Here is an 18,745-nt window from a genome sequence, read left to right as displayed (position 1 = left end):
CGCTAGCCTTTACGGTCCGGACCGTAAAGGAAGCCCGTGAAGGAAGCCCGTGAGGCAAGCCGGTAAGGGAAGGGACAGCGCTCCCATGCGACTCGGCCTGTATGTCAACCTCTACGCGGACAAGGCCGACCGGCCCCGCCTCGCCGACGCCGTCGAGCAGGTCCGCCTCGCCGAACAGGCCGGCTTCTCCTGGGCCGTCCTGGGCGAACGGCACCTGCACCGGCCCGGCTACCACGAGGCCATCACCTCCCTGGCGTACCTGGCCGCGCACACCGACCGGATCGGCCTGGCGACCGCCGGGCTGATCGCCCCCGTGCACCACCCGGTGTGGCTCGCCGAGACCCTCGCCCACATCGACGTCCTGTCAGGCGGCCGCCTCACCGCGGGTTTCGTCCTCGGCTACCGCCCCGAGGAGTTCGCGCTGTACGGCGTCCGGCCCCAGGAGCGCGTATCGCGGTTCGAGGAGTGCCTGGAGCTGGTCACCCGGCTGTGGACCGAGGACGAGGTCACCCACGAAGGCCGCCGGCACCGGGTCGAGGACGCCTTCCTCTCGCCCCGGCCGGTCCAAAGGCCCCGCCCCCGCATCTGGAACGGCGGCCGCGTCGCCGCCGCCCTGGAGCGGACCGCCTGGGCGTGCGACGGCTGGACGACGTCCTTCAACGAGACCGACGAGGAACTCCCCGAGAAGATCGCCCTCTACCGGTCCTTCCCGCGCGGCCCGCGCTCGCTCGGCGCCGAGGTCATCATCTGCCGCGAGGGGTACGCCGCGCCCACCACCGCCGAGGCCCGCACCGCCCTGGAGGGCCCGCTGCGGGAGCTGTACGACGCGTACGGCGACTGGAAGCGCACCTCCGCCGACGCCGCCCGCTACGCCCAGCCGTGGGACGCCATCGCCGCCCGGTCCGTCATCGGCTCCACCGCCGAGTGCGCGGAGAGGATCGGCCGGTACGCGCAGATGGGCGCCGACGGGCTGATCCTGCGCGTCCAGCCGCCCGGCATGCCGCAGGCGGACGCCCTGCGCGCGATCGAGACGTTCGGCGCGCTCACCTCGGCGTGACCGCCCGTCGCACGGCGAGCGCGGCACGGCCGATGTACGCCATGGCGGCCTCGCCGGCCATCAGCAGCGGCTGCCGCACCCACACCACGCTCTCCCGCGCCGCTTGCGCCACCGGACACGGCACGGGGGCCCGCACGTACGGCAGCTGGCTCAGCGAGCGGTAACCGGCGTCCAGCGGCACGCCTTCGGCGGCCATCGCGGCCAGGAACGCCGACACGGGGCGGCCGCCGAAGGCCCCGGAGTCGTACCGCAGCATCGCCAGGTGCCAGGTGTGCCGGGTCGTGCCGGACGGTGCGGGGAGGAGGTCCAGGCCCGGCACGGCGCCGAGGGCCTCGGCGAGCGCGGCGGCAGCGCGGGCACGGCGGTCGATCCAGCCGTCCAGCAGCGCGAGCTGAGGGCGCAGCAGCGCCGCCTGGAATTCGGTCATCCGCAGGTTCCAGCCCAGCTCCGGATGGTCGTACCAGCCTCCGCCGGGGCGGCGCCCGACGTTGTGCAGGGACCACACGCGCTCGTACAGGGCATGATCGCCCATGACGACGATGCCGCCCTCCCCGGCCGTCATCGCCTTGCTCGACTGGAAGCTGAAGCAGGCCACGTCCCCCAGCGACCCCGCCGGGCGGCCGTGCCGCGCGGCGCCGTGCGCCTGCGCCGCGTCCTCCACCACGGGGAGCCCCGCACCGCGCAGCGCCTCCACGTCCGCGGGCGCCCCGGCCAGATGCACCGCCATGACGGCCTTCGTACGCGGACCGACGAGCGGGCGCACGGCCGCCGGGTCCAGGTGCAGCGTGTCCTCGGTGACGTCGGCGGCGACCGGCACCGCCCCGGCCAGCACCACGGCCGTGGCGCTCGCCACGAAGGTGTACGCGGGCACGATCACCTCGTCGCCGGGGCCGACGCCCAGGGCGCGAAGCGCCAGGAACAGCGCGACGGTGCCGTTCGCGGTGCACACCCCGTGGGCGGCCCCGGTGCGCCGCGCGAACGCCGCCGCGAACTCCTCCGTCGCCGTGCCGCTGGTGGCGCCCCACCGCCCGCTGTCCAGGACCGCCAGCAGGGCGCGGCGCTGCTCGTCGGTCGGGGGTGGCGGCCACGCGGGCCACCGCGGCGGCCGGTTCACACGATGCCCTTCAGCAGCCGGTCCATGGTGCCGTGCAGCACCTGCTCCCGGTCCGGCTCCGGAAGGCCGGCGAGCAGCACCCGGCCGAGCCCGGTCCGCAGGTCCAGGAAGACGGCGTCCGAGCCGAACGCGACCCGGTCCGCTCCGGCCTCGGCGACCATCCGCACCAGGTGACGTGCCGTCATACGCGAGCCGCAGGTCTCCAGGATGAGGTCGGGGCAGCGTTCCGCCGCCTCCACGGCCGGGCGGAACCCCTGGGGGAACAGCCCCGCGTGGCCCATGAGCAGAGGTACGCCGGGGTGGCGGGGCGAGACGGTCGCGAAGTGCCGGGCGTCGGACCAGGGGCTGCCGTGCTGGCTGTGTGCCAGGACGATCCGCCGCCGCTCGGCGGCCGCCTCGAACGCGGGCGTGTACGCGCGGTCGTCGAGCGCCGTCTCGTGCACCTCGGGGTGGAGCTTGACGCCGATGACGCCGGGCGCGTCCAGCAGGTCCCGCAGCCGTTCGGGGCCTTGCGGGTCGTGCGGCTGGTACACGGCGTAGCCGAGCAGCCGGCCGGGGTGGGCCTGGAGGGCCTGGAGGAGCAGGGCGTTGCCGGCGCGCGCGTCGGGCCCGACCGCCAGCAGGTGCGACACGCACGCGGTGGCGACCCCGCACCGGTCCATCATCGCGACCAGGCTCTCCGCCGAGCCGTCCGTGATGGCGAACGCGGACCACCGGCCGATGTGCCCGTGCGCGTCGATGACGTCCATGGCGCGGCTCATGGCTCACCGCCCAGCAGCCGCAGCGCGTTGCCGCCGGCGATGAGCGCCACGTCGGCGCCGGGCAGGTCGAGGGTGTCCAGCAGGTGACGCGGGCCGGCGTCGTCCGTGACGGGGGCGCCCGTCCCGAACAGCACGCGGTGGGCGCCGTACCGCTCGGCGAGCCACTCCACCTGGCGGTGGCCGCAGAGGGTGGAGGTGTCGACGTACAGGGAAGGGTGGGTCTCCAGCAGCTCGGCCAGTTCGCGCAGCGCGCGGTAGCCGGTGCCGGTCAGGACGATGCGCGGCGCCGGCGCGGCGGCGGCCAGCACACGCACCTCGGCCGCCGTCACCTCGTCGCGGGCGAGCAGCACGGTGGTGCCGCTCGCGGCCAGCTCGGCGAGCAGTCCCCGGGCGTGCGGGCCGGTGGGGGACCAGCCGTGGAGCCGGGGGCACAGGCGCGCCAGCGGGGCGCCGCCCGTCCACCGGCCGGTGCCGAGGGGGCCGGGCACGAGGACGGGTACGGGGAGCAGCCGCCGGTCGCCGATCAGCCCGAGCTGTCCGTTCCCGTCGCGCGGGTCGCCGTGGACGGCGTACGCGTGGCTGACGCACGCCGTGTCGATCCGCAGCCGCTCCAGCTCCGCGAGCAGCCCCGTCTCGTCCCGGCTGGGGACGTCGTCGTGGGGGAGGGGGCCGAGCATCCGGTTCACGTCGACGACCACGGTCATGACTTCAGGCCGCTGGTGGCGATGGAATCGGTCAGGTACCGCTGCAGCAGCCCGAAGACGAGCAGGCAGGGGACGACGGTGATGGTGGCTCCGGCCATGATCTGGTTGATGGTCACGTTCTCGCCCTCCAGCGTGGCGAGCCCCACGGTGAGCGTGCGCATGCCCTCCGACTGGCCGATGACCAGGGGCCACAGGAAGTCGTTCCAGTGCCACAGGAAGACGAACACGCCGAGCGTGGCGAGGACCGGCCGGATCAGGGGGAGCACGATCGTGGTGAACACCCGCCACTCCGACGCACCGTCGATCTTCGCCGCCTCGAACAGCTCGTCGGGCAGCTGCACGATGAACTGCCGCATCAGGAAGACGGCCTGGGAATTGGCGAGGGTCGGCACGATCAGGCCCCAGTACGTGTCCACGCCGCCCAGTTCCGAGACGAGGATGTAGTACGGGATGAGCGTGGCCTGGAACGGCACCATCAGCGTCGCCAGGAATGACCAGAACAGCACCTCGCGGCCCGGGAACCGCTTCTTGGCGAACGCGTACCCGGCCATCGACGCGAACAGCAGGATGAGCAGCACCGACACCAGCGAGTAGATCAGGGAGTTCATCGCCCAGCGCGTGATGTCGGCGCTCTGGAGGACGTCGGAGAAGTTCCGCCAGGTGGCCCGGGTCAGGTCGAGGGCGCCCGGCAGCGTCTTGCCGCCGGGCGGCGCGAAGGCCACCAGCACCATGATGACGAAGGGCGTGACGGTCACGAACGCGACCAGGCCCAGCAGGACCCCCAGCCTCAGCCGCGCCATCAGTCCTCCTCCCTTCCGATGAGCCGGCGCTGGATGAGCGAGAAGACGAGCACGACGAGGAAGAGGACCAGGCCCACCGCGCTGGCGTAGCCGAAGTCGAAGAACTTGAAGCCGGAGTCGTAGAGGAAGTACACGAGGGAGTAGCTGGCCCTGACCGGCCCGCCGGCGGTCATCACGTACATGGCGTCGAAGACCTGGAAGGCCTGGATCGCCTCGATGACCAGGACGAAGAAGAGCACCGGGCGCAGGAGGGGCAGGGTCACCCAGCGGAAGCGCTGCCAGGCGCTCGCGCCGTCGATGGTGGCGGCCTCGGTGACCTCCCGGGGGATGGACTGGAGCCCGGCGAGGAGGATCAGCATGGAGTAGCCGAAGCCCTTCCAGGCCGAGGCGGCGGCGATGGACGGCAGGACGAGGGACTCGTTGCCGAGGAAGTCGATCTCTCCGAGGCCGAGGGCGCCGAGGGTGGAGTTCAGCAGTCCGTCCTCCACCTCGTAGATCCACTTCCAGATGACCGCGGCGAGGACGATGCTGGTGACGTACGGCAGGAAGAACAGGCCCCGGAAGAAGCCGCGCAGCCAGAGCGTGCGGTACAGCAAGGCGGCGGTGCCGAGCGCGAGCAGCACCGTCATGGGGACGTACAGCGCGGTGTAGACGGCGGTGACGCCGAGGCTCTCCCAGAACAGGTCGTCGTTCAGCAGCCGGGTGTAGTTGGCGGCGCCGATGAAGTCCCACTCGCCGCTGAGCCGGTAGTCGGTGAGCGACAGGAACGCGGCACCGAGCGTGGGGCCGAAGCGGAAGACGAGGAACAGGGCGAGCATCGGCGCCACGAACGCCAGCCCCACCAGCGCCTCCCGCCGCCGCGCGGGAGCGGGCCGCCTCCCGGCCGCCGCCGCCGCGGCCACCGCCCGGGCCGCGCCCTCGGCGGGTGCCGCGGCCGGCGGGGCGGTGGGGAGCGCGTCGTCGGGGGACGTCTCGCGGGGCTCGAGCTTGCTCAACGCTGCCGCGCCAGCAGATCGTCGCCTTCCTTGGCCGCCGCCTCCAGTGCCTGCTCAGGGGACTTCTTGCCGGTGAGCGCGGCCTGGATCTCGGGGGTGATCAGCGCCATCAGCTGGCGGGCGGCCGGGTGCGGCTCGCCGGGGAAGGTGTGGGCGAGAGCCGCCTCGTACTCCTTGGCGAACGGGCTGCCGTTGGGCACGGTGACATCCGTACGCGGTGAGAAGAACCCGCCCGCCGTGCCCATGGACCGGATCTGCGCGGGCTCGGTCATATAGGTGATGAATTTCTCGGCACCGGTCAGGTTCTTGGTCCTGGCGTTGATGCCGAGGCCGCCCGGCATACCGAAGCAGACCTGCTTGCGGGGCCCGGTGAGGGCGGGGCCGACGATCGCGTTCCCCTTCCCCCATGTCTTCTCGGCGAGGGCGGCGTCGGAGGGCGTGTTCGTGTAGCCCATCGCCACCTGTTCCTTGCCCAGCGCCTGGTCGGTGAAGAGGTTGGCGTTGGTCAGCGCGGACCTCGGTACGGCGCCCGCCTTGTAGAGGTCGACGAGGAAGGTGAGCGCCTCGACGCCCTCGGGGCTGCTGAACGCGGTCTTCTTGCCGCTCTCGTCGAAGACCTTGCCGCCCGCCTGCCACAGCAGCGGGTAGAAGCTCATATTGAGCGAGGCCTCGTTGCTGGCGGAGTAGTCGAGGGTCGCGACCCCGGCCCGCTTCAGCTTCGGCGCGGCGGCCTTGAGGGCGTCCCAGGTGGCGGGCGGTTCCTTTATCCCCGCCTTGTCCAGGAGTTTCTTGTTGTAGAGCGTGCTGGTGACGGTGTGGTAGATCGGCGCCGCGTAGACCTTGCCGTCCTGCGTCATGGCTTCCAGGGCCGCCGGGCGGAACGCGCTCCTTGCCTTTTCGATGGCCCGGTCCACCGGCTGCACCGCGCCGTTCGCCTGGAACTGCGGGATCTGGTCGGGGCCGAGCAGCACCACGTCGGGGCCCTTGCCACTGCCGAACGCGGTGGCGAGCTTCTGGTCCCGGTTCTCCCAGGGCAGTTGCTCGACGGCGAGGTCGAGGTCCTTGTGGGCCGCCTCGAAGCCCTTTTCGATGCCGTCCCAGTACGCGGCGTTGGCCTTCGGATCCATGATCACCGGGTACATCCAGACGGTGACCTTGTTCGACCCCGAGCCGCTGTCACCGCCGGCGCACCCGGCCGCGGTCAGCGCGGTGAGGGTGAGGAGTGCGAGAGGAACGGTGGCGCGCTTGAAACCTGTCTTCATGGGGGCCTCCGGAAGGCCTGTCAAAACCTGGACAGTTTCGGCCTGGGCCGAAAGTAGCTGGGCTGTTTTGGACTGTCAATGCTGCGCGCCCGCGCCTCGCGGCGCCATCCGGCAGGCCACCGCGACGGCCGTAGGGATGACCCCCGGATGAGCCATGCCACCCTCCGGCGAACAGCGGACGAAACGTCAGTCCACCGTTGCGGGCGCCTGCTCGACGGTGCGTCAGGTGTGGTCCGGTCACGATGACGGTGCGGGCCGACGGCGGGTGTGGTGGGGTGGTGAGTGTGCCCGCGGGCGACGCGTGTCCGGAGTCGATTCGGCCGGTTCGGCGCGGGCCCGTGTCGCAGTTGGGCCGAACGGGTGAGGGAGGCGAGGATAGGCGTATGAGTAGGTACGAGAGGTACGACGTCACCGACGAACAATGGGAGGGCCTGGCCCAGGTCGTTCCGCTTCGTGGGCGCAACGAGTGGCCGTCGAGGGTCGACCACCGGACGATCCCGCAGGACTACGAGGCCGCCGAGCAGCGCCGCATGGTCGTCCTGCGGGTGCAGGTCTTCTCCGACGCGCGCGAGGTCGCCGAGCACCTCATCGCGCAGGTCCCCGTCCTGCTGGATCTGACGGCGGCGGACGCGGACGTCGCCAAGCGGATCCTGGACTTCAGCAGCGGCGTCGTCTTCGGGCTCGGCAGCGGCATGCACCGGGTCGACCGGAACGTCTTCCTGCTGGCGCCGGCCGGCACGGAGGTCGAGGGAATCGCCGCCGCGGCCGTCCCGCAGCCCTGACCCTCGCCGGCCCTCTCCCCCGTTCGTTGGAAGGTTGTTCGGGCGGAACGGTTCAGCGTGACGCGCTGCCCCTACGGTCCGAGCATGCATGCAACTCGCCCCGGCATCCCCGGACCGGCAGGCCCCGCCGAGCCCACGCCGCTTCCGCAACCCCGCCGCCACGTACGCCCCACGCGCCCCGTCGTCACGGAACTGCGGCTGTCCGCCTTCAAATCCCATCGTGGTGCCGCCTTCCGGCTCGGGCCGGTGACGCTCTTCGCGGGGGCGAGCGGCAGTGGCAAGTCCAGCGCGCTGCAGGCGTACGAGGCGCTGGCGCTGCTGGGCGCCGGCGCCTCGCTCGCCGGTGCCTTCCCCGACCCGGTCGCCTGCGTGCCCGAGCGCGCGGAGGCGGACGCGCAGGGACGGCGCGGCTTCCGGATCGGCTGCACCGTGGACGGCCCGGCCGGGCCCGTGCGCCTGGACCTGGCCGTCCAGGCCGAGCCGGAGCTCCGCGTCGTGGGCGAGCGGCTGACGGGCGGCGACGGACGGACGCTGCTCACGACGGCGCTGCGCGACCCCGGCCGCCGTACCGTGCAGGCCGAGTGGCACACCGCCGGATCGGTGCCGGTCACCCGCGGCCCACTGCCGGGTGACCGGCTCGGTACGGCGCTGCTGCCGCTGCGCGTGGCGGGCAAGACCGAAGGGCAGCGGCGTGTGCTCGCCGCCGCCGAGCAGGTCGTCGTGGCGCTCCGGTCCGTCTTCCCCTGCGACCCTCAGCCGCAGCGGATGCGGGCGCCCGTGGCGGTGGGTGAAGGGCGGCTGCGGCGCGGCTGCGACAACCTCGCCGAGGTGCTCCACCGCACGCGCACCGGCTGCCCGCGCCGGCACGCCCGGCTCGCGGCCGTCGCCCGGGCGGGCTGCGCCGGGCAGGTCCGCGACCTGGGCGTCGAGGAACTCGCCGACGGGACGGTACGGGCGGTGCTCGGCCGAGGGGCGGACGGCGGCGGTACGCCCGTCGGGCGGCTCGGCGAGGGCGAACTGCGGTACCTCGCGCTCGCGCTGGTGCTGCTCACCGGCCCGGGCGTGCTCGCCATGGACCGGGCGGCGGAGGTGCCCGACGCGATGCAGACGCTCACCGTCCTCGCCGACGGCTTCGACCGCGCCCTGGACCGGCGCCAGACGCGGGAACTGGCCGCGCTGGCCGGGCAGATCTGCGCCGAGGGCCACATGCGGCTGGTGGGGACGGTCGGCGAGACGGGGGCCGGGGCCGCGCGCGGGCGGGCCGGAGTGACGGTGGTAGACCTGAGCCCGTGACGGAACTGGATGTGCAGGGATTGCAGCGCAGGCTCGCGCAGTTCGCGGCCTCGCGGGAGTGGCAGCCGTACCACACGCCGAAGAACCTGGCGGCGGCGCTGAGCGTCGAGGCGGCCGAACTGCTGGAGATCTTCCAGTGGTTGACGCCCGAAGAGGCCGACCGCGTGATGGACGACCCGCAGACGGCGCACCGGGTGGCGGACGAGGTCGCCGACGTGCTGGCGTACCTGCTCCAGTTCTGCGGCGTGCTCGGCATCGATCCGCTCGCCGCGCTCTCCGCCAAGATCGACCGGAATGAGGTCCGCTTCCCGGTGGGACGGCCTCCGGGGCGGGCCGCACGGGGGGACCGCAATGCGGACCGGGACGCTGATCGGGATGCGGACCGAGACGCTGATCGGAACGCTGATCGGGATGCGGGTCGTCACTCTACGGAGTGATCGAGTTATGCACTCTGAGCTTCGTGTCCACAGATTTCCGAATTCCCCTGGCGTTTGGGTCCGTTCAGCTTCACTCTGGGTAGTGAATAGGTGGGCGGAAAGTCGTATGAACGGGGGCGGCGTAGATGGATGCGGAGCGGCTGATCGCGGCCGGACGGCGCGCCCTGGCGGAGAGCCGGGTGGCGCTGGACATCGTGACGGAGGCCTGGCAGGCACAAGCGCTCGCCCAGGCGATCGGAAACCAGCTGGCGCTGACGGGGCCACTGGAGCTGAGGGGCGAGGCGCGTGGCCTCAGCGAGATCGGCGGACGCGGCGGGCCGGGGCCGGACCATCCGGCCCTGCGCCCGGACGGGCTGCGAGCGGCAAGGCTCTCGGACGTCGCGGATGTGCGGCGCACATTACTGGGGCTGGGCGCGCTGCTGGGCGAGGTGGGCATCGCGCTCGTCGGCGTCGCCTGCGCCACTGATGAGGAGGGGCTCTACTGGCAGTGCATCGAGGCGATCGACGCCGCCGACGAATCGAGCGACCGCGTGCGCGTCATGCTGCGCCGCCTGACGGTACGAGAGCGGACCAGACCGCCCGGCGGGCCCCCCGACCGGGCGACCATGACGGACCCCGCGGACTCTACGGCGGGCCCGTCATGACCCCGCCCGCGCCGGCGAGTGCGGGTGACGCGCCGCGACCGCTCACGCCGGGGACGGCGGGCGCGCGCGAGGGCTACCTGCCGGTGTTGCGGCCCGCGGGAGAGCTGGTTGCGGGTGCGGAGCAGGCGGTGTCGGGCGAGGCGGGAGTCGCGGCGGGCATGGCGGGGGCGGCGTCGGGTGCCTCCGGGGCGGCCGGGGCGGCGGTGGGCTTGGTGGCCGGCGTCGTGGGGGCGGCGGACTCCGCGCTCGGGGTCGCGGTGGACGGGAAGCGGGTGGCCGAGGACTGTAGTTCGGCGTCCAGTTGCGAGAGGTCGGCGGTCAGGGCCGCCATCAGCTCCTCCATCTGCTGCAGCAGGCCCTTCTGTTCGGGCACGGCTTCCTGGGACATGGCGGCCTCCTCGGCCCTGGCCCTCCCCAGTGGGGGAGGGCGACAAGAGAGAACGACGCGCCGACATCCGCCGCCGGCGCGCGGGCCGGGCGGTCCGGCTCCGCCCGAGCCAACGACGGGTATGGGCCGGGGGTCACTGGCGGGGACGTCCGGGGCCCGTGGGTCGATGAGGTTCACCCGGCGGGGACCGAGCGGTTGACGGCCGGTCGACGGGGCCGGTCGACGGGGCTGGTCGACGGGGCGGAACCTGCGGGGCTGGAGCGGGCCCCGGTCCCGTCCGTCGTCAACCCTCGCCCGCGCGCCCCTCACCCGCACGCCCCCCTTCCGCGCGGGCGACCGGGCCGTGGCCCGGCCGCCGGAACGGGGGCAGGCGGAAAACCCGTGGTCGGGCCGGGCGTACCGGGCGATACTCGGACGCGTGTTCCTGACGATCAGTACGACCGGTTCCCCAGAGCGCCCCGCCACCGACCTCGGTTTCCTGCTGCACAAGCATCCCGACAAGGCGCAGGCGTTCTCCACCGCGCACGGCACGGCGCATGTCTTCTACCCCGAGGCATCCACCGAGCGCTGCACGGCGGCGCTGCTGCTGGAGGTGGACCCCGTCGCGCTGGTCCGGCGCGGCAAGGGCAAGGGCCGGGGCGGGGCGCCCGACGCGGCGCTGGCGCAGTACGTCAACGACCGGCCGTACGCGGCGTCCTCGCTGCTGTCCGTCGCGCTGAGCACCGTCTTCAAAAGCGCGCTGCGCGGCGTGTGCACCGCGCTGCCGGAGCGGGCCGCCGGGCCGCTGCCGCTGCGGATCGAGGTGCCCGCGCTGCCCGCGCGCGGTGGCGCCGAACTGGTCCGTTCGCTGTTCGGGCCGCTGGGCTGGGCGTCGGTCGAGGCCGAGCCGGTGGTGCTGGACGAGCGGTTCCCGCAGTGGGGGGACTCCCGCTACGTACGGCTGGTGCTGGAGGGCGAGGTGCGGCTCGCCGACGCGCTGCGGCACCTGTACGTCCTGCTGCCGGTCCTCGACGACGCCAAGCACTACTGGGTGGCGCCCGACGAGGTCGACAAACTGCTGCGCGCCGGAGAGGGCTGGCTGGCCGAGCACCCCGAGCAGAAGCTCATCACCAGCCGCTACCTGTCGCGCCGCTGGGGCCTGACCCGGCAGGCGATGGAGCGGCTGGAGCTGGTGCGGCTCGCCGAGGCCGACGACCTGGAGGTCGAGGACGTCGACAACGCCGTCGACGAGACGACCGACACCGAGGACAAGCCGGTGCCGCTCGCCGAGCAGCGGCGGGAGGCGATACTCCGGGCGCTGCGCGACGCCGGGGCGAGCACGGTGCTCGACCTGGGGTGCGGCCAGGGCCAGTTGGTGCAGGCGCTGCTCAAGGACGTCCGGTTCACCGACATCCTGGGCGTGGACGTGTCCATGAGGGCGCTGACCATCGCCGCGCGCCGGCTGCGTCTTGAGTCGATGGGGGAGCGGCAGGCGGAGCGCGTGAACCTGCTCCAGGGCTCGCTGACGTACACCGACAAGCGGCTGAAGGGCTATGACGCGGCCGTGCTCAGCGAGGTCATCGAGCACCTCGACCTGCCGCGGCTGCCCGCCCTCGCATACGCGGTGTTCGGCTCGGCGCGGCCCGGGACGGTGATCGTGACGACACCGAACGTCGAGTACAACGTGCGCTGGGAGACGCTGCCCGCCGGGCATGTGCGCCACGGCGACCACCGCTTCGAGTGGACCCGCGAGGAGTTCCGTGCCTGGGCGCACGAGGTGGGCGAACGGCACGGGTACGGCGTGGAGTTCGTCCCCGTGGGGCCGGACGACCCCGAAGTCGGCCCGCCCACGCAGATGGCCGTCTTCAGCAGGAAGACAGCGACGACCACGAAGGAGGAGAAGGCCGCGTGACCGAGACCACGACCCGCAGGCTGCCGGTCACCGACCTGTCCCTCGTCGTACTCGTCGGAGCCACCGGCTCCGGCAAGTCGACCTTCGCGCGCAAGCACTTCAAGCCCACCGAGGTCATCTCCTCGGACTTCTGCCGCGGTCTGGTCGCCGACGACGAGAACGACCAGAGCGCGAGCGGCGACGCCTTCGACGTCCTGCACTACATCGTCGGCAAGCGCCTCGCCGCCGGCCGGCTGACCGTGGTCGACGCGACCAGCGTGCAGCAGGAGAGCCGCCGGCAGCTGGTGCGCCTGGCCCGCGAGCACGACGTGCTGCCCATCGCCATCGTCCTCGACATGCCCGAGGAGGTGTGCGCCGAGCGCAACGCCACCCGGCCCGACCGGGCCGGCATGCCCCGCCATGTCATCCAGCGCCACCGCCGCGAGCTGCGCCGTTCGCTGCGCGGCCTGGAGCGCGAGGGCTTCCGCAAGGTGCACATCCTGCGCGGCGAGGCAGAGGCCGAGGCCGCCGAGGTCGTCCGGGAGAAGCGGTTCAACGACCTGCGCCACCTCACGGGCCCCTTCGACATCATCGGTGACGTCCACGGCTGCTCCTCCGAGCTGGAGACGCTGCTCGCCAAGCTCGGGTACGACAACGGCGTCCACCCCGAGGGGCGTACGGCGGTGTTCGTCGGCGACCTGGTCGACCGCGGCCCGGACAGCCCCGGCGTACTGCGCCGCGTCATGGGCATGGTGGCCTCCGGTGACGCGCTGTGCGTGCCCGGCAACCACGAGAACAAGCTCGGGCGCTGGCTCAAGGGCAGGAAGGTCCAGCACACGCACGGGCTCGCCGAGACGATCGCGCAACTGGAGGGGGAGAGCGAGGAGTTCAGGGCCCAGGTGCGGGAGTTCATCGACGGGCTCGTCAGTCACTACGTCCTCGACGACGGCAGGCTCGTCGTGTGCCACGCCGGTCTGCCGGAGAAGTACCACGGCCGCACGTCCGGCCGGGTGCGCTCGCACGCGCTGTACGGCGACACCACCGGCGAGACCGACGAGTTCGGGCTGCCGGTGCGCTACCCGTGGGCCGAGGAGTACCGGGGCCGTGCCGCGGTCGTCTACGGCCACACGCCCGTGCCCAACACCTCGTGGATCAACAACACCATCTGCCTCGACACCGGCGCCGTCTTCGGCGGGAAGATGACCGCGCTGCGCTGGCCGGAGCGCGAACTGGTCGACGTACCCGCCGAGAAGGTCTGGTACGAGCCGGTCAAGCCGCTGGCCACCGAGGCGCCCGGCGGGCACCAGGGCCGGCCGCTCGACCTGGCGGACGTGCACGGGCGGCGGGTCGTGGAGACCCGGTACGCGGGCAACGTCGGCGTACGCGAGGAGAACGCGGCGGCCGCGCTGGAGGTCATGAGCCGGTTCGCGGTGGACCCGCGGCTGCTGGCGTACCTGCCACCGACGATGGCACCCACGGCGACCTCCAAGAGCGACGGCTACCTGGAGCACCCGGCGGAGGCGTTCGCGCAGTACCGGGCGGACGGCGTCGAGCGGGTGGTGTGCGAGGAGAAGCACATGGGCTCGCGGGCCGTGGCGCTGGTGTGCCGCGACGCGGACGCGGCCCGCGAGCGGTTCGGCGTGGCGGGCCCCACGGGGACGCTGCACACCCGCACCGGGCGGCCGTTCTTCGATGACGAGACGGTCACCGAGCAGGTGCTGGAGCGGCTGCGCGCGGCCGTGACGGCGGCTGGGCTGTGGGAGGAGCCGGCAGCGTCCAAGGGCGCCTCCGGCGCGGGCGACTGGCTGCTGCTGGACGGCGAGCTCATGCCGTGGTCGCTCAAGGCGTCCGGGCTGCTGCGCACGCAGTACGCGGCGGTCGGCGCCGCGTCCGGCGCGGTGTTCCCCGGCGCCGTCGCGGCGCTGGAGGCGGCCGTGGGCAGGGGCGTCGACGTGACGGGCCTGCTGGGCACGCAGCGGGAGCGGGCGGCGGACGCGGCTGCGTTCACCGAGGCGTACCGGCGCTACTGCTGGGACACCGAGGGGCTGGAGGGGGTGCGGTTCGCGCCGTTCCAGATCCTGGCCGCGCCGGGCCGCTCGCTGGCGGCCGTACCGCACGACGAGCAGCTGGCATGGCTCGACCGGCTGGTGGAGCACGACCCGACCGGCCTGCTCCAGGGGACGCGGCGCCTGGTCGTCGACACCGGCGACGACGACTCGGTCCGGGCCGGCATCGACTGGTGGCTGGAGCTGACCGGCGCGGGCGGCGAGGGCATGGTCGTCAAGCCCCTCCAGGCGCTCGCGCGGGACGGCAAGGGGCGGCTGGTGCAGCCGGGCATCAAGGTGCGCGGCCGGGAGTACCTGCGGATCATCTACGGTCCGGAGTACACGCGCCCGGAGAACCTGGAGCGGCTGCGCGGCCGTTTCCTCGGCCACAAGCGCTCCCTGGCCCTGCGCGAGTACGCACTCGGCCTGGAGGCGCTGGACCGGCTGGCGGCCGGGGAACCGCTGTGGCGGGTCCACGAGGCGGTCTTCGCCGTGCTGGCCCTGGAGTCGGAGCCGGTCGACCCGCGCCTGTGATCCGCCGCGGCGGCCACCGACCCGGGGAGGGACACCTCCCCGGGCGGTCCGCCGGTGTGACAGGGGCCGGGTGAAGGGTGAAGGGGGGCTCGCGCGGTCAGGATGGAGGCATGGGATTCCATGTCGATTCCGAGACCGGGCGGCTCCGCCGCGTCATCCTGCACCGGCCCGATCTGGAGCTGAAGCGGCTGACGCCCAGCAACAAGGACGCGTTGCTCTTCGACGACGTCCTGTGGGTACGCCGGGCACGCCAGGAGCACGACGGGTTCGCCGATGTGCTCCGGGACCGGGGAGTGCAGGTGCACCTCTTCGGGGACCTGCTGTGCGAGGCGCTGGAGGTCCCCGCCGCGAGGAAACTCGTCCTGGACCGGGTCTTCCACGAGAAGGAGTACGGGCCGCTGGCCACCGACCACCTCAGGGCGGTGTTCGACGGCATGGAGACGAGCCGGCTGGTCGAGGCGCTCGTCGGCGGGATGACCAAACGCGAGTTCCTCGCGGGCCACGCCGAGCCGACGTCCGTCCGCTTCCATGTGATGGACCTCGACGACTTCCTGCTGCCGCCGCTGCCCAACCACCTGTTCACCCGGGACACCTCGGCCTGGATATACGACGGTGTCGCCATCAACGCGATGCGCTGGCCCGCCCGGCAGCGCGAGACCGTCCACTTCGAGGCCATCTACAAGCACCACCCCCTGTTCACCGGCCCGGAGGCGGGCTCCTTCCACCACTGGTCGGAAGGGCAGGACGACTACCCCTCCACCATCGAGGGGGGTGACGTCCTGGTCATCGGCAATGGCGCGGTGCTGATCGGGATGAGCGAGCGCACCACCCCGCAGGCGGTGGAGATGCTGGCGCGCGGCCTGTTCGCGGCCGGCTCCGCGCGGACGATCGTGGCGCTGGACATGCCGAAGAGCCGGGCGTTCATGCACCTGGACACGGTGATGACGATGGTCGCGCACGACACGTTCACGCAGTACGCGGGGCTCGGCATGCTGCGCTCGTACACCATCGAGCCGGGCGAGGGGCACCGGGCGCTGAAGGTCACCGACCATCCGCCCCAGCACATGCACAGCGCGATCGCGGCGGCGCTCGGCCTGCCCGCGATCCGGGTGCTCACCGCGACGCAGGACGTGCACACGGCGGAGCGCGAACAGTGGGACGACGGCTGCAACGTGCTGGCGGTGGAGCCGGGCGTCGTCGTCGCGTACGAGCGCAATGTCACCACCAACACGCATCTGCGCAAGGAGGGCATCGAGGTCATCGAGATCCCGGGCAGCGAACTCGGCCGGGGCAGGGGAGGCCCGCGCTGTATGAGCTGTCCGGTCGTACGGGACGCGGACCCCGGCCAGTCGCCGTAGAGGAACCGCCTGTATAGGCATGCTGAAGCTCGTATAGACTTCCACGGTCCTCGTACTCGGAACCCAGGAGCGTCCCATGGCCACCGACCTCACCGGCCGCCACTTCCTCAAGGAGCTGGACTTCACCGCCGAGGAGTTCCGCGGCCTGATCGACCTGGCCGCCGAGCTCAAGGCCGCCAAGAAGGCCGGCACGGAGGTCCAGCAGCTGCGCGGCAAGAACATCGCGCTGATCTTCGAGAAGGCCTCGACCCGTACGCGCTGCTCCTTCGAGGTCGCCGCGGCCGATCAGGGAGCCTCGACCACGTACATCGACCCGGCGGGCTCCCACATCGGCAAGAAGGAGTCCGCCAAGGATACGGCCCGCGTCCTCGGCCGGATGTTCGACGCCATCGAGTTCCGGGGCGACCGTCAGGCCACCGTCGAGGAGCTGGCCGCCCACGCGGGCGTGCCCGTCTACAACGGCCTGACCGACGACTGGCACCCCACCCAGATGCTCGCCGATGTGCTCACGATGACCGAGCACACCGACAAGCCGCTGGAGCGCGTCGCGTTCGCCTACCTCGGCGACGGCCGCTACAACATGGGCAACTCCTACCTGGTCACCGGAGCGCTGCTCGGCATGGACGTACGGATCGTGGCGCCCAAGGCGTACTGGCCGGCCGACGGGATCGTCGCGCGGGCGCACGAGGCGGCCGAGGCCAGTGGGGCGCGCGTCACGCTCACCGAGGACATCGCCGAGGGTGTCCGGGGCGCCGACTTCATCGCCACCGATGTGTGGGTGTCCATGGGCGAGCCGCAGGAGGTCTGGGACGAGCGCATCGCCGCCCTCGGCCCGTACGCCGTGACCATGGACGTGCTGCGGGCGACCGGGAACCCGGACGTGAAGTTCCTGCACTGCCTGCCCGCCTTCCACGACCTCGGCACCGCGGTCGGCCGCGAGATCCACGAGCGCCACGGCCTGACCGAGCTGGAGGTCACCGACGAGGTCTTCGAATCCGAGCACTCCCTCGTCTTCGACGAGGCCGAGAACCGGATGCACACGATCAAGGCCGTCCTGGTGGCCACGCTGGCGGGCCCCGCCGGGCAGGTCACGAAATCCGCGGCGCCGGGAGCGTGAACCAGACGGCCTTGCCCTGGCCGGTACGCCGGTGACCGCAGGCCGCACTGAGCGTACGTATCAGCAGCAGGCCCCGGCCGTGCTCCTGCCAGGGGTCGGGCGGGGCGTCGTGCTCGGGTGACAGGTCGCCGGGCGGGTCGGGGTCGTGGTCGTGCACCTCGACCCGGAAGCCCTTCGGCGACAGCTCCACCAGCAGCTCGATCGGGCCCTTGCCGGATGTGTGCTCCACCGCGTTCGCCACGAGCTCGGCCGTCAGCAGCTCGGCCGTGTCCCGGTCCGCCGACGTCTCCAGCCCGGCGAGCGCCGTCCGTATCAGGGCACGCGCGATGGGCACGGCGGCCGTGGTGTGCGGCAGTGCGATGCGCCAGGAGTAGGGGCCGGAAGGTTCGAGCACGGCGGAGTCCGTTTCGGTGGAGCCGGTTCCATTCGGGTGCAGAAGAGACAGGAGAGATCGCAGAGACCTGTGAGGTCCGATCTTCAACCTTACGAAGTGCAATCAACCGAACGACCGGCCCCCGCCCGCCCCCGGGGGAACCTGTGCCTCAGCCGGTACAGGACCTGCGTCGGTTACGGACAGCTGTTACAGGGTCACCGCTCAGCGTATCGCGCATACGTGACGGAAGTCACGTACAAGTGATAAGTTCGAGAGGCAGGCATTCACGCAGAAGCCGGCACGCAGCACCCAGCACCCAGTAGTAGCCCGTAGCAGCCAGCGGAAGTCAGCAGCGTCGCTCTCGCCGAGGGAGGCCGCACGTCATGAGCCCCTTTTCCAGCTCCGCGCCCCGCACCGAGGAGTGGCGGCACGTACGGCTCGCCATCGACGACGGCGTCGCCACCGTCACCCTCGCCCGGCCCGCCAAGCTCAACGCGCTCACCTTCGGCGCCTACGCCGACCTGCGCGACCTGCTCGCCGAACTGTCCCGCGAGCGCGCCGTCCGCGCCCTGGTCCTCGCCGGTGAGGGCCGCGGCTTCTGCTCCGGCGGCGACGTGGACGACATCATCGGCGCCACCCTCGCCATGGACACCGCCCAGCTCCTCGACTTCAACCGCATGACCGGACAGGTCGTCCGCGCCCTGCGCGAAGCGCCCTTCCCGGTGATCGCCGCCGTCCACGGTGTCGCCGCGGGCGCCGGGGCCGTCCTCGCGCTGGCCGCCGACTTCCGGATCGCCGACCCCTCCGCCCGCTTCGCCTTCCTCTTCACCAAGGTCGGCCTCTCCGGCGGCGACATGGGCGCCGCCTACCTGCTGCCCCGCGTCGTCGGCCTCGGCCACGCCACCCGCCTCCTCATGCTCGGCGAGCCCGTCCGCGCCCCCGAGGCCGAGCGCATCGGGCTCATCAGCGAGCTCACCGGCGAAGGCCACGCCGACACCCGCGCCGCCGAACTCGCCCGCCACCTCGCGGACGGCCCCGCCCTGGCGTACGCCCAGACCAAGGCGCTCCTCACCGCCGAACTCGACATGCCGCTCGCCGCCGCCGTCGAACTGGACGCCGCCACCCAGGCCCTGCTCATGAACGGCGCGGACTACGCCGAGTTCCACGCCGCCTTCACCGAGAAGCGGCCGCCCAAGTGGCAGGGGCGGTGA

18 protein-coding genes are annotated in these 18,745 nt (G+C 72.5%); 10 read left to right on the top strand and 8 right to left on the bottom strand.

Annotated features, from left to right (window positions below; genetic code table 11):
• Positions 1–85 precede the first annotated feature (85 nt).
• A complete protein-coding gene (locus QWM81_RS00615) occupies positions 86–1,057 on the top strand; it encodes an LLM class flavin-dependent oxidoreductase (RefSeq protein WP_290109347.1) in 972 nt (323 codons plus the stop codon).
• Here QWM81_RS00615 and QWM81_RS00610 read toward each other — a convergent pair.
• The 6 genes from QWM81_RS00610 to QWM81_RS00585 are packed head-to-tail and all read right to left on the bottom strand — an operon-like array spanning position 1,044 to position 6,693.
• Positions 1,044–2,171, bottom strand: a complete 1,128-nt coding sequence (locus QWM81_RS00610) for a DegT/DnrJ/EryC1/StrS family aminotransferase (protein WP_290109346.1) — start codon at positions 2,169–2,171, stop codon at positions 1,044–1,046. The genes QWM81_RS00615 and QWM81_RS00610 overlap by 14 nt on opposite strands.
• Positions 2,168–2,932 (bottom strand): amidohydrolase family protein, encoded by a 765-nt coding sequence (locus QWM81_RS00605; protein ID WP_290109345.1) that lies wholly within the window; start codon positions 2,930–2,932, stop codon positions 2,168–2,170. The genes QWM81_RS00610 and QWM81_RS00605 overlap by 4 nt, the downstream gene beginning before the upstream one ends.
• The gene (locus QWM81_RS00600; RefSeq protein ID WP_290109344.1) at positions 2,929–3,636 is read right to left on the bottom strand and encodes an amidohydrolase family protein; all 708 of its coding nucleotides are present in this window, start codon (positions 3,634–3,636) and stop codon (positions 2,929–2,931) included. Before QWM81_RS00600 ends, QWM81_RS00605 begins: the two co-directional genes overlap by 4 nt.
• Complete coding sequence (locus tag QWM81_RS00595) at positions 3,633–4,436, bottom strand: carbohydrate ABC transporter permease (RefSeq protein ID WP_290109343.1); 804 nt, start codon at positions 4,434–4,436, stop codon at positions 3,633–3,635. Before QWM81_RS00595 ends, QWM81_RS00600 begins: the two co-directional genes overlap by 4 nt.
• Positions 4,436–5,431, bottom strand: coding sequence for a carbohydrate ABC transporter permease (locus QWM81_RS00590; protein WP_435372298.1), 996 nt, complete (start codon positions 5,429–5,431; stop codon positions 4,436–4,438). Before QWM81_RS00590 ends, QWM81_RS00595 begins: the two co-directional genes overlap by 1 nt.
• Positions 5,428–6,693 carry an ABC transporter substrate-binding protein gene (locus QWM81_RS00585; RefSeq protein WP_290109342.1) on the bottom strand — a complete coding sequence of 422 codons (1,266 nt, stop codon included), beginning with the start codon at positions 6,691–6,693 and terminating at the stop codon, positions 5,428–5,430. Before QWM81_RS00585 ends, QWM81_RS00590 begins: the two co-directional genes overlap by 4 nt.
• Positions 6,694–7,076: 383 nt before the next feature.
• Between QWM81_RS00585 and QWM81_RS00580 the strand changes: the two genes are divergently transcribed.
• The 4 genes from QWM81_RS00580 (at position 7,077) to QWM81_RS00565 (ending at position 9,849) form a co-directional block, all read left to right on the top strand.
• Positions 7,077–7,475: a cell division protein SepF gene (locus QWM81_RS00580; protein ID WP_290109341.1), complete on the top strand. Its 399-nt coding sequence runs from the start codon at positions 7,077–7,079 to the stop codon at positions 7,473–7,475.
• A gap of 84 nt (positions 7,476–7,559) precedes the next feature.
• Complete coding sequence (locus QWM81_RS00575; RefSeq protein WP_290109340.1) at positions 7,560–8,768, top strand: AAA family ATPase; 1,209 nt, start codon at positions 7,560–7,562, stop codon at positions 8,766–8,768.
• Positions 8,765–9,205 carry a nucleotide pyrophosphohydrolase gene (locus tag QWM81_RS00570; protein ID WP_290109339.1) on the top strand — a complete coding sequence of 147 codons (441 nt, stop codon included), beginning with the start codon at positions 8,765–8,767 and terminating at the stop codon, positions 9,203–9,205. The genes QWM81_RS00575 and QWM81_RS00570 overlap by 4 nt, the downstream gene beginning before the upstream one ends.
• Before the next feature lie 125 nt (positions 9,206–9,330).
• Positions 9,331–9,849 (top strand): DUF6099 family protein, encoded by a 519-nt coding sequence (locus tag QWM81_RS00565; protein ID WP_290109338.1) that lies wholly within the window; start codon positions 9,331–9,333, stop codon positions 9,847–9,849.
• A gap of 73 nt (positions 9,850–9,922) precedes the next feature.
• On the opposite strand, the gene QWM81_RS00560 is transcribed toward QWM81_RS00565, so the two are convergent.
• Complete coding sequence (locus QWM81_RS00560) at positions 9,923–10,237, bottom strand: hypothetical protein (RefSeq protein WP_290109337.1); 315 nt, start codon at positions 10,235–10,237, stop codon at positions 9,923–9,925.
• 418 nt (positions 10,238–10,655) lie between these two features.
• Here QWM81_RS00560 and QWM81_RS00555 point away from each other — a divergent pair, with 418 nt between their 5' ends.
• The 4 genes from QWM81_RS00555 (at position 10,656) to argF (ending at position 17,161) form a co-directional block, all read left to right on the top strand.
• Positions 10,656–12,128, top strand: coding sequence for a 3' terminal RNA ribose 2'-O-methyltransferase Hen1 (locus QWM81_RS00555; RefSeq protein ID WP_290109336.1), 1,473 nt, complete (start codon positions 10,656–10,658; stop codon positions 12,126–12,128).
• The gene (locus QWM81_RS00550; RefSeq protein WP_290109335.1) at positions 12,125–14,686 is read left to right on the top strand and encodes a polynucleotide kinase-phosphatase; all 2,562 of its coding nucleotides are present in this window, start codon (positions 12,125–12,127) and stop codon (positions 14,684–14,686) included. The genes QWM81_RS00555 and QWM81_RS00550 overlap by 4 nt, the downstream gene beginning before the upstream one ends.
• Positions 14,687–14,796: 110 nt before the next feature.
• The gene (locus tag QWM81_RS00545) at positions 14,797–16,044 is read left to right on the top strand and encodes an arginine deiminase (protein ID WP_290109334.1); all 1,248 of its coding nucleotides are present in this window, start codon (positions 14,797–14,799) and stop codon (positions 16,042–16,044) included.
• Positions 16,045–16,120: 76 nt separating this feature from the next.
• Entirely contained in the window at positions 16,121–17,161 is a 1,041-nt protein-coding gene (argF, locus tag QWM81_RS00540; protein ID WP_290109333.1) for an ornithine carbamoyltransferase, read from the top strand.
• Here the strand turns inward: argF and QWM81_RS00535 are convergent.
• Positions 17,133–17,555, bottom strand: a complete 423-nt coding sequence (locus QWM81_RS00535) for an ATP-binding protein (protein WP_290109332.1) — start codon at positions 17,553–17,555, stop codon at positions 17,133–17,135. The genes argF and QWM81_RS00535 overlap by 29 nt on opposite strands.
• Before the next feature lie 362 nt (positions 17,556–17,917).
• On the opposite strand from QWM81_RS00535, the gene QWM81_RS00530 reads away from it, so the two are divergent.
• The gene (locus QWM81_RS00530; protein ID WP_290109331.1) at positions 17,918–18,745 is read left to right on the top strand and encodes an enoyl-CoA hydratase family protein; all 828 of its coding nucleotides are present in this window, start codon (positions 17,918–17,920) and stop codon (positions 18,743–18,745) included.

This window comes from Streptomyces ficellus (assembly GCF_030406405.1).
GTDB lineage: Bacteria > Actinomycetota > Actinomycetes > Streptomycetales > Streptomycetaceae > Streptomyces > Streptomyces ficellus_B.
This window is presented reverse-complemented; position numbering and strand designations above follow the sequence as displayed.

Coding starts and splice junctions, on each gene's coding strand:
- QWM81_RS00615 (WP_290109347.1), top strand. CDS start 86: ATGCGACTCGGCCTGTATGTCAACCTCTACGCGGACAAGGCCGACCGG.
- QWM81_RS00605 (WP_290109345.1), bottom strand. CDS start 2,932: ATGAGCCGCGCCATGGACGTCATCGACGCGCACGGGCACATCGGCCGG.
- QWM81_RS00600 (WP_290109344.1), bottom strand. CDS start 3,636: ATGACCGTGGTCGTCGACGTGAACCGGATGCTCGGCCCCCTCCCCCAC.
- QWM81_RS00595 (WP_290109343.1), bottom strand. CDS start 4,436: ATGGCGCGGCTGAGGCTGGGGGTCCTGCTGGGCCTGGTCGCGTTCGTG.
- QWM81_RS00585 (WP_290109342.1), bottom strand. CDS start 6,693: ATGAAGACAGGTTTCAAGCGCGCCACCGTTCCTCTCGCACTCCTCACC.
- QWM81_RS00580 (WP_290109341.1), top strand. CDS start 7,077: ATGAGTAGGTACGAGAGGTACGACGTCACCGACGAACAATGGGAGGGC.
- QWM81_RS00575 (WP_290109340.1), top strand. CDS start 7,560: ATGCATGCAACTCGCCCCGGCATCCCCGGACCGGCAGGCCCCGCCGAG.
- QWM81_RS00565 (WP_290109338.1), top strand. CDS start 9,331: ATGGATGCGGAGCGGCTGATCGCGGCCGGACGGCGCGCCCTGGCGGAG.
- QWM81_RS00560 (WP_290109337.1), bottom strand. CDS start 10,237: ATGTCCCAGGAAGCCGTGCCCGAACAGAAGGGCCTGCTGCAGCAGATG.
- QWM81_RS00545 (WP_290109334.1), top strand. CDS start 14,797: ATGGGATTCCATGTCGATTCCGAGACCGGGCGGCTCCGCCGCGTCATC.
- argF (WP_290109333.1), top strand. CDS start 16,121: ATGGCCACCGACCTCACCGGCCGCCACTTCCTCAAGGAGCTGGACTTC.
- QWM81_RS00530 (WP_290109331.1), top strand. CDS start 17,918: ATGAGCCCCTTTTCCAGCTCCGCGCCCCGCACCGAGGAGTGGCGGCAC.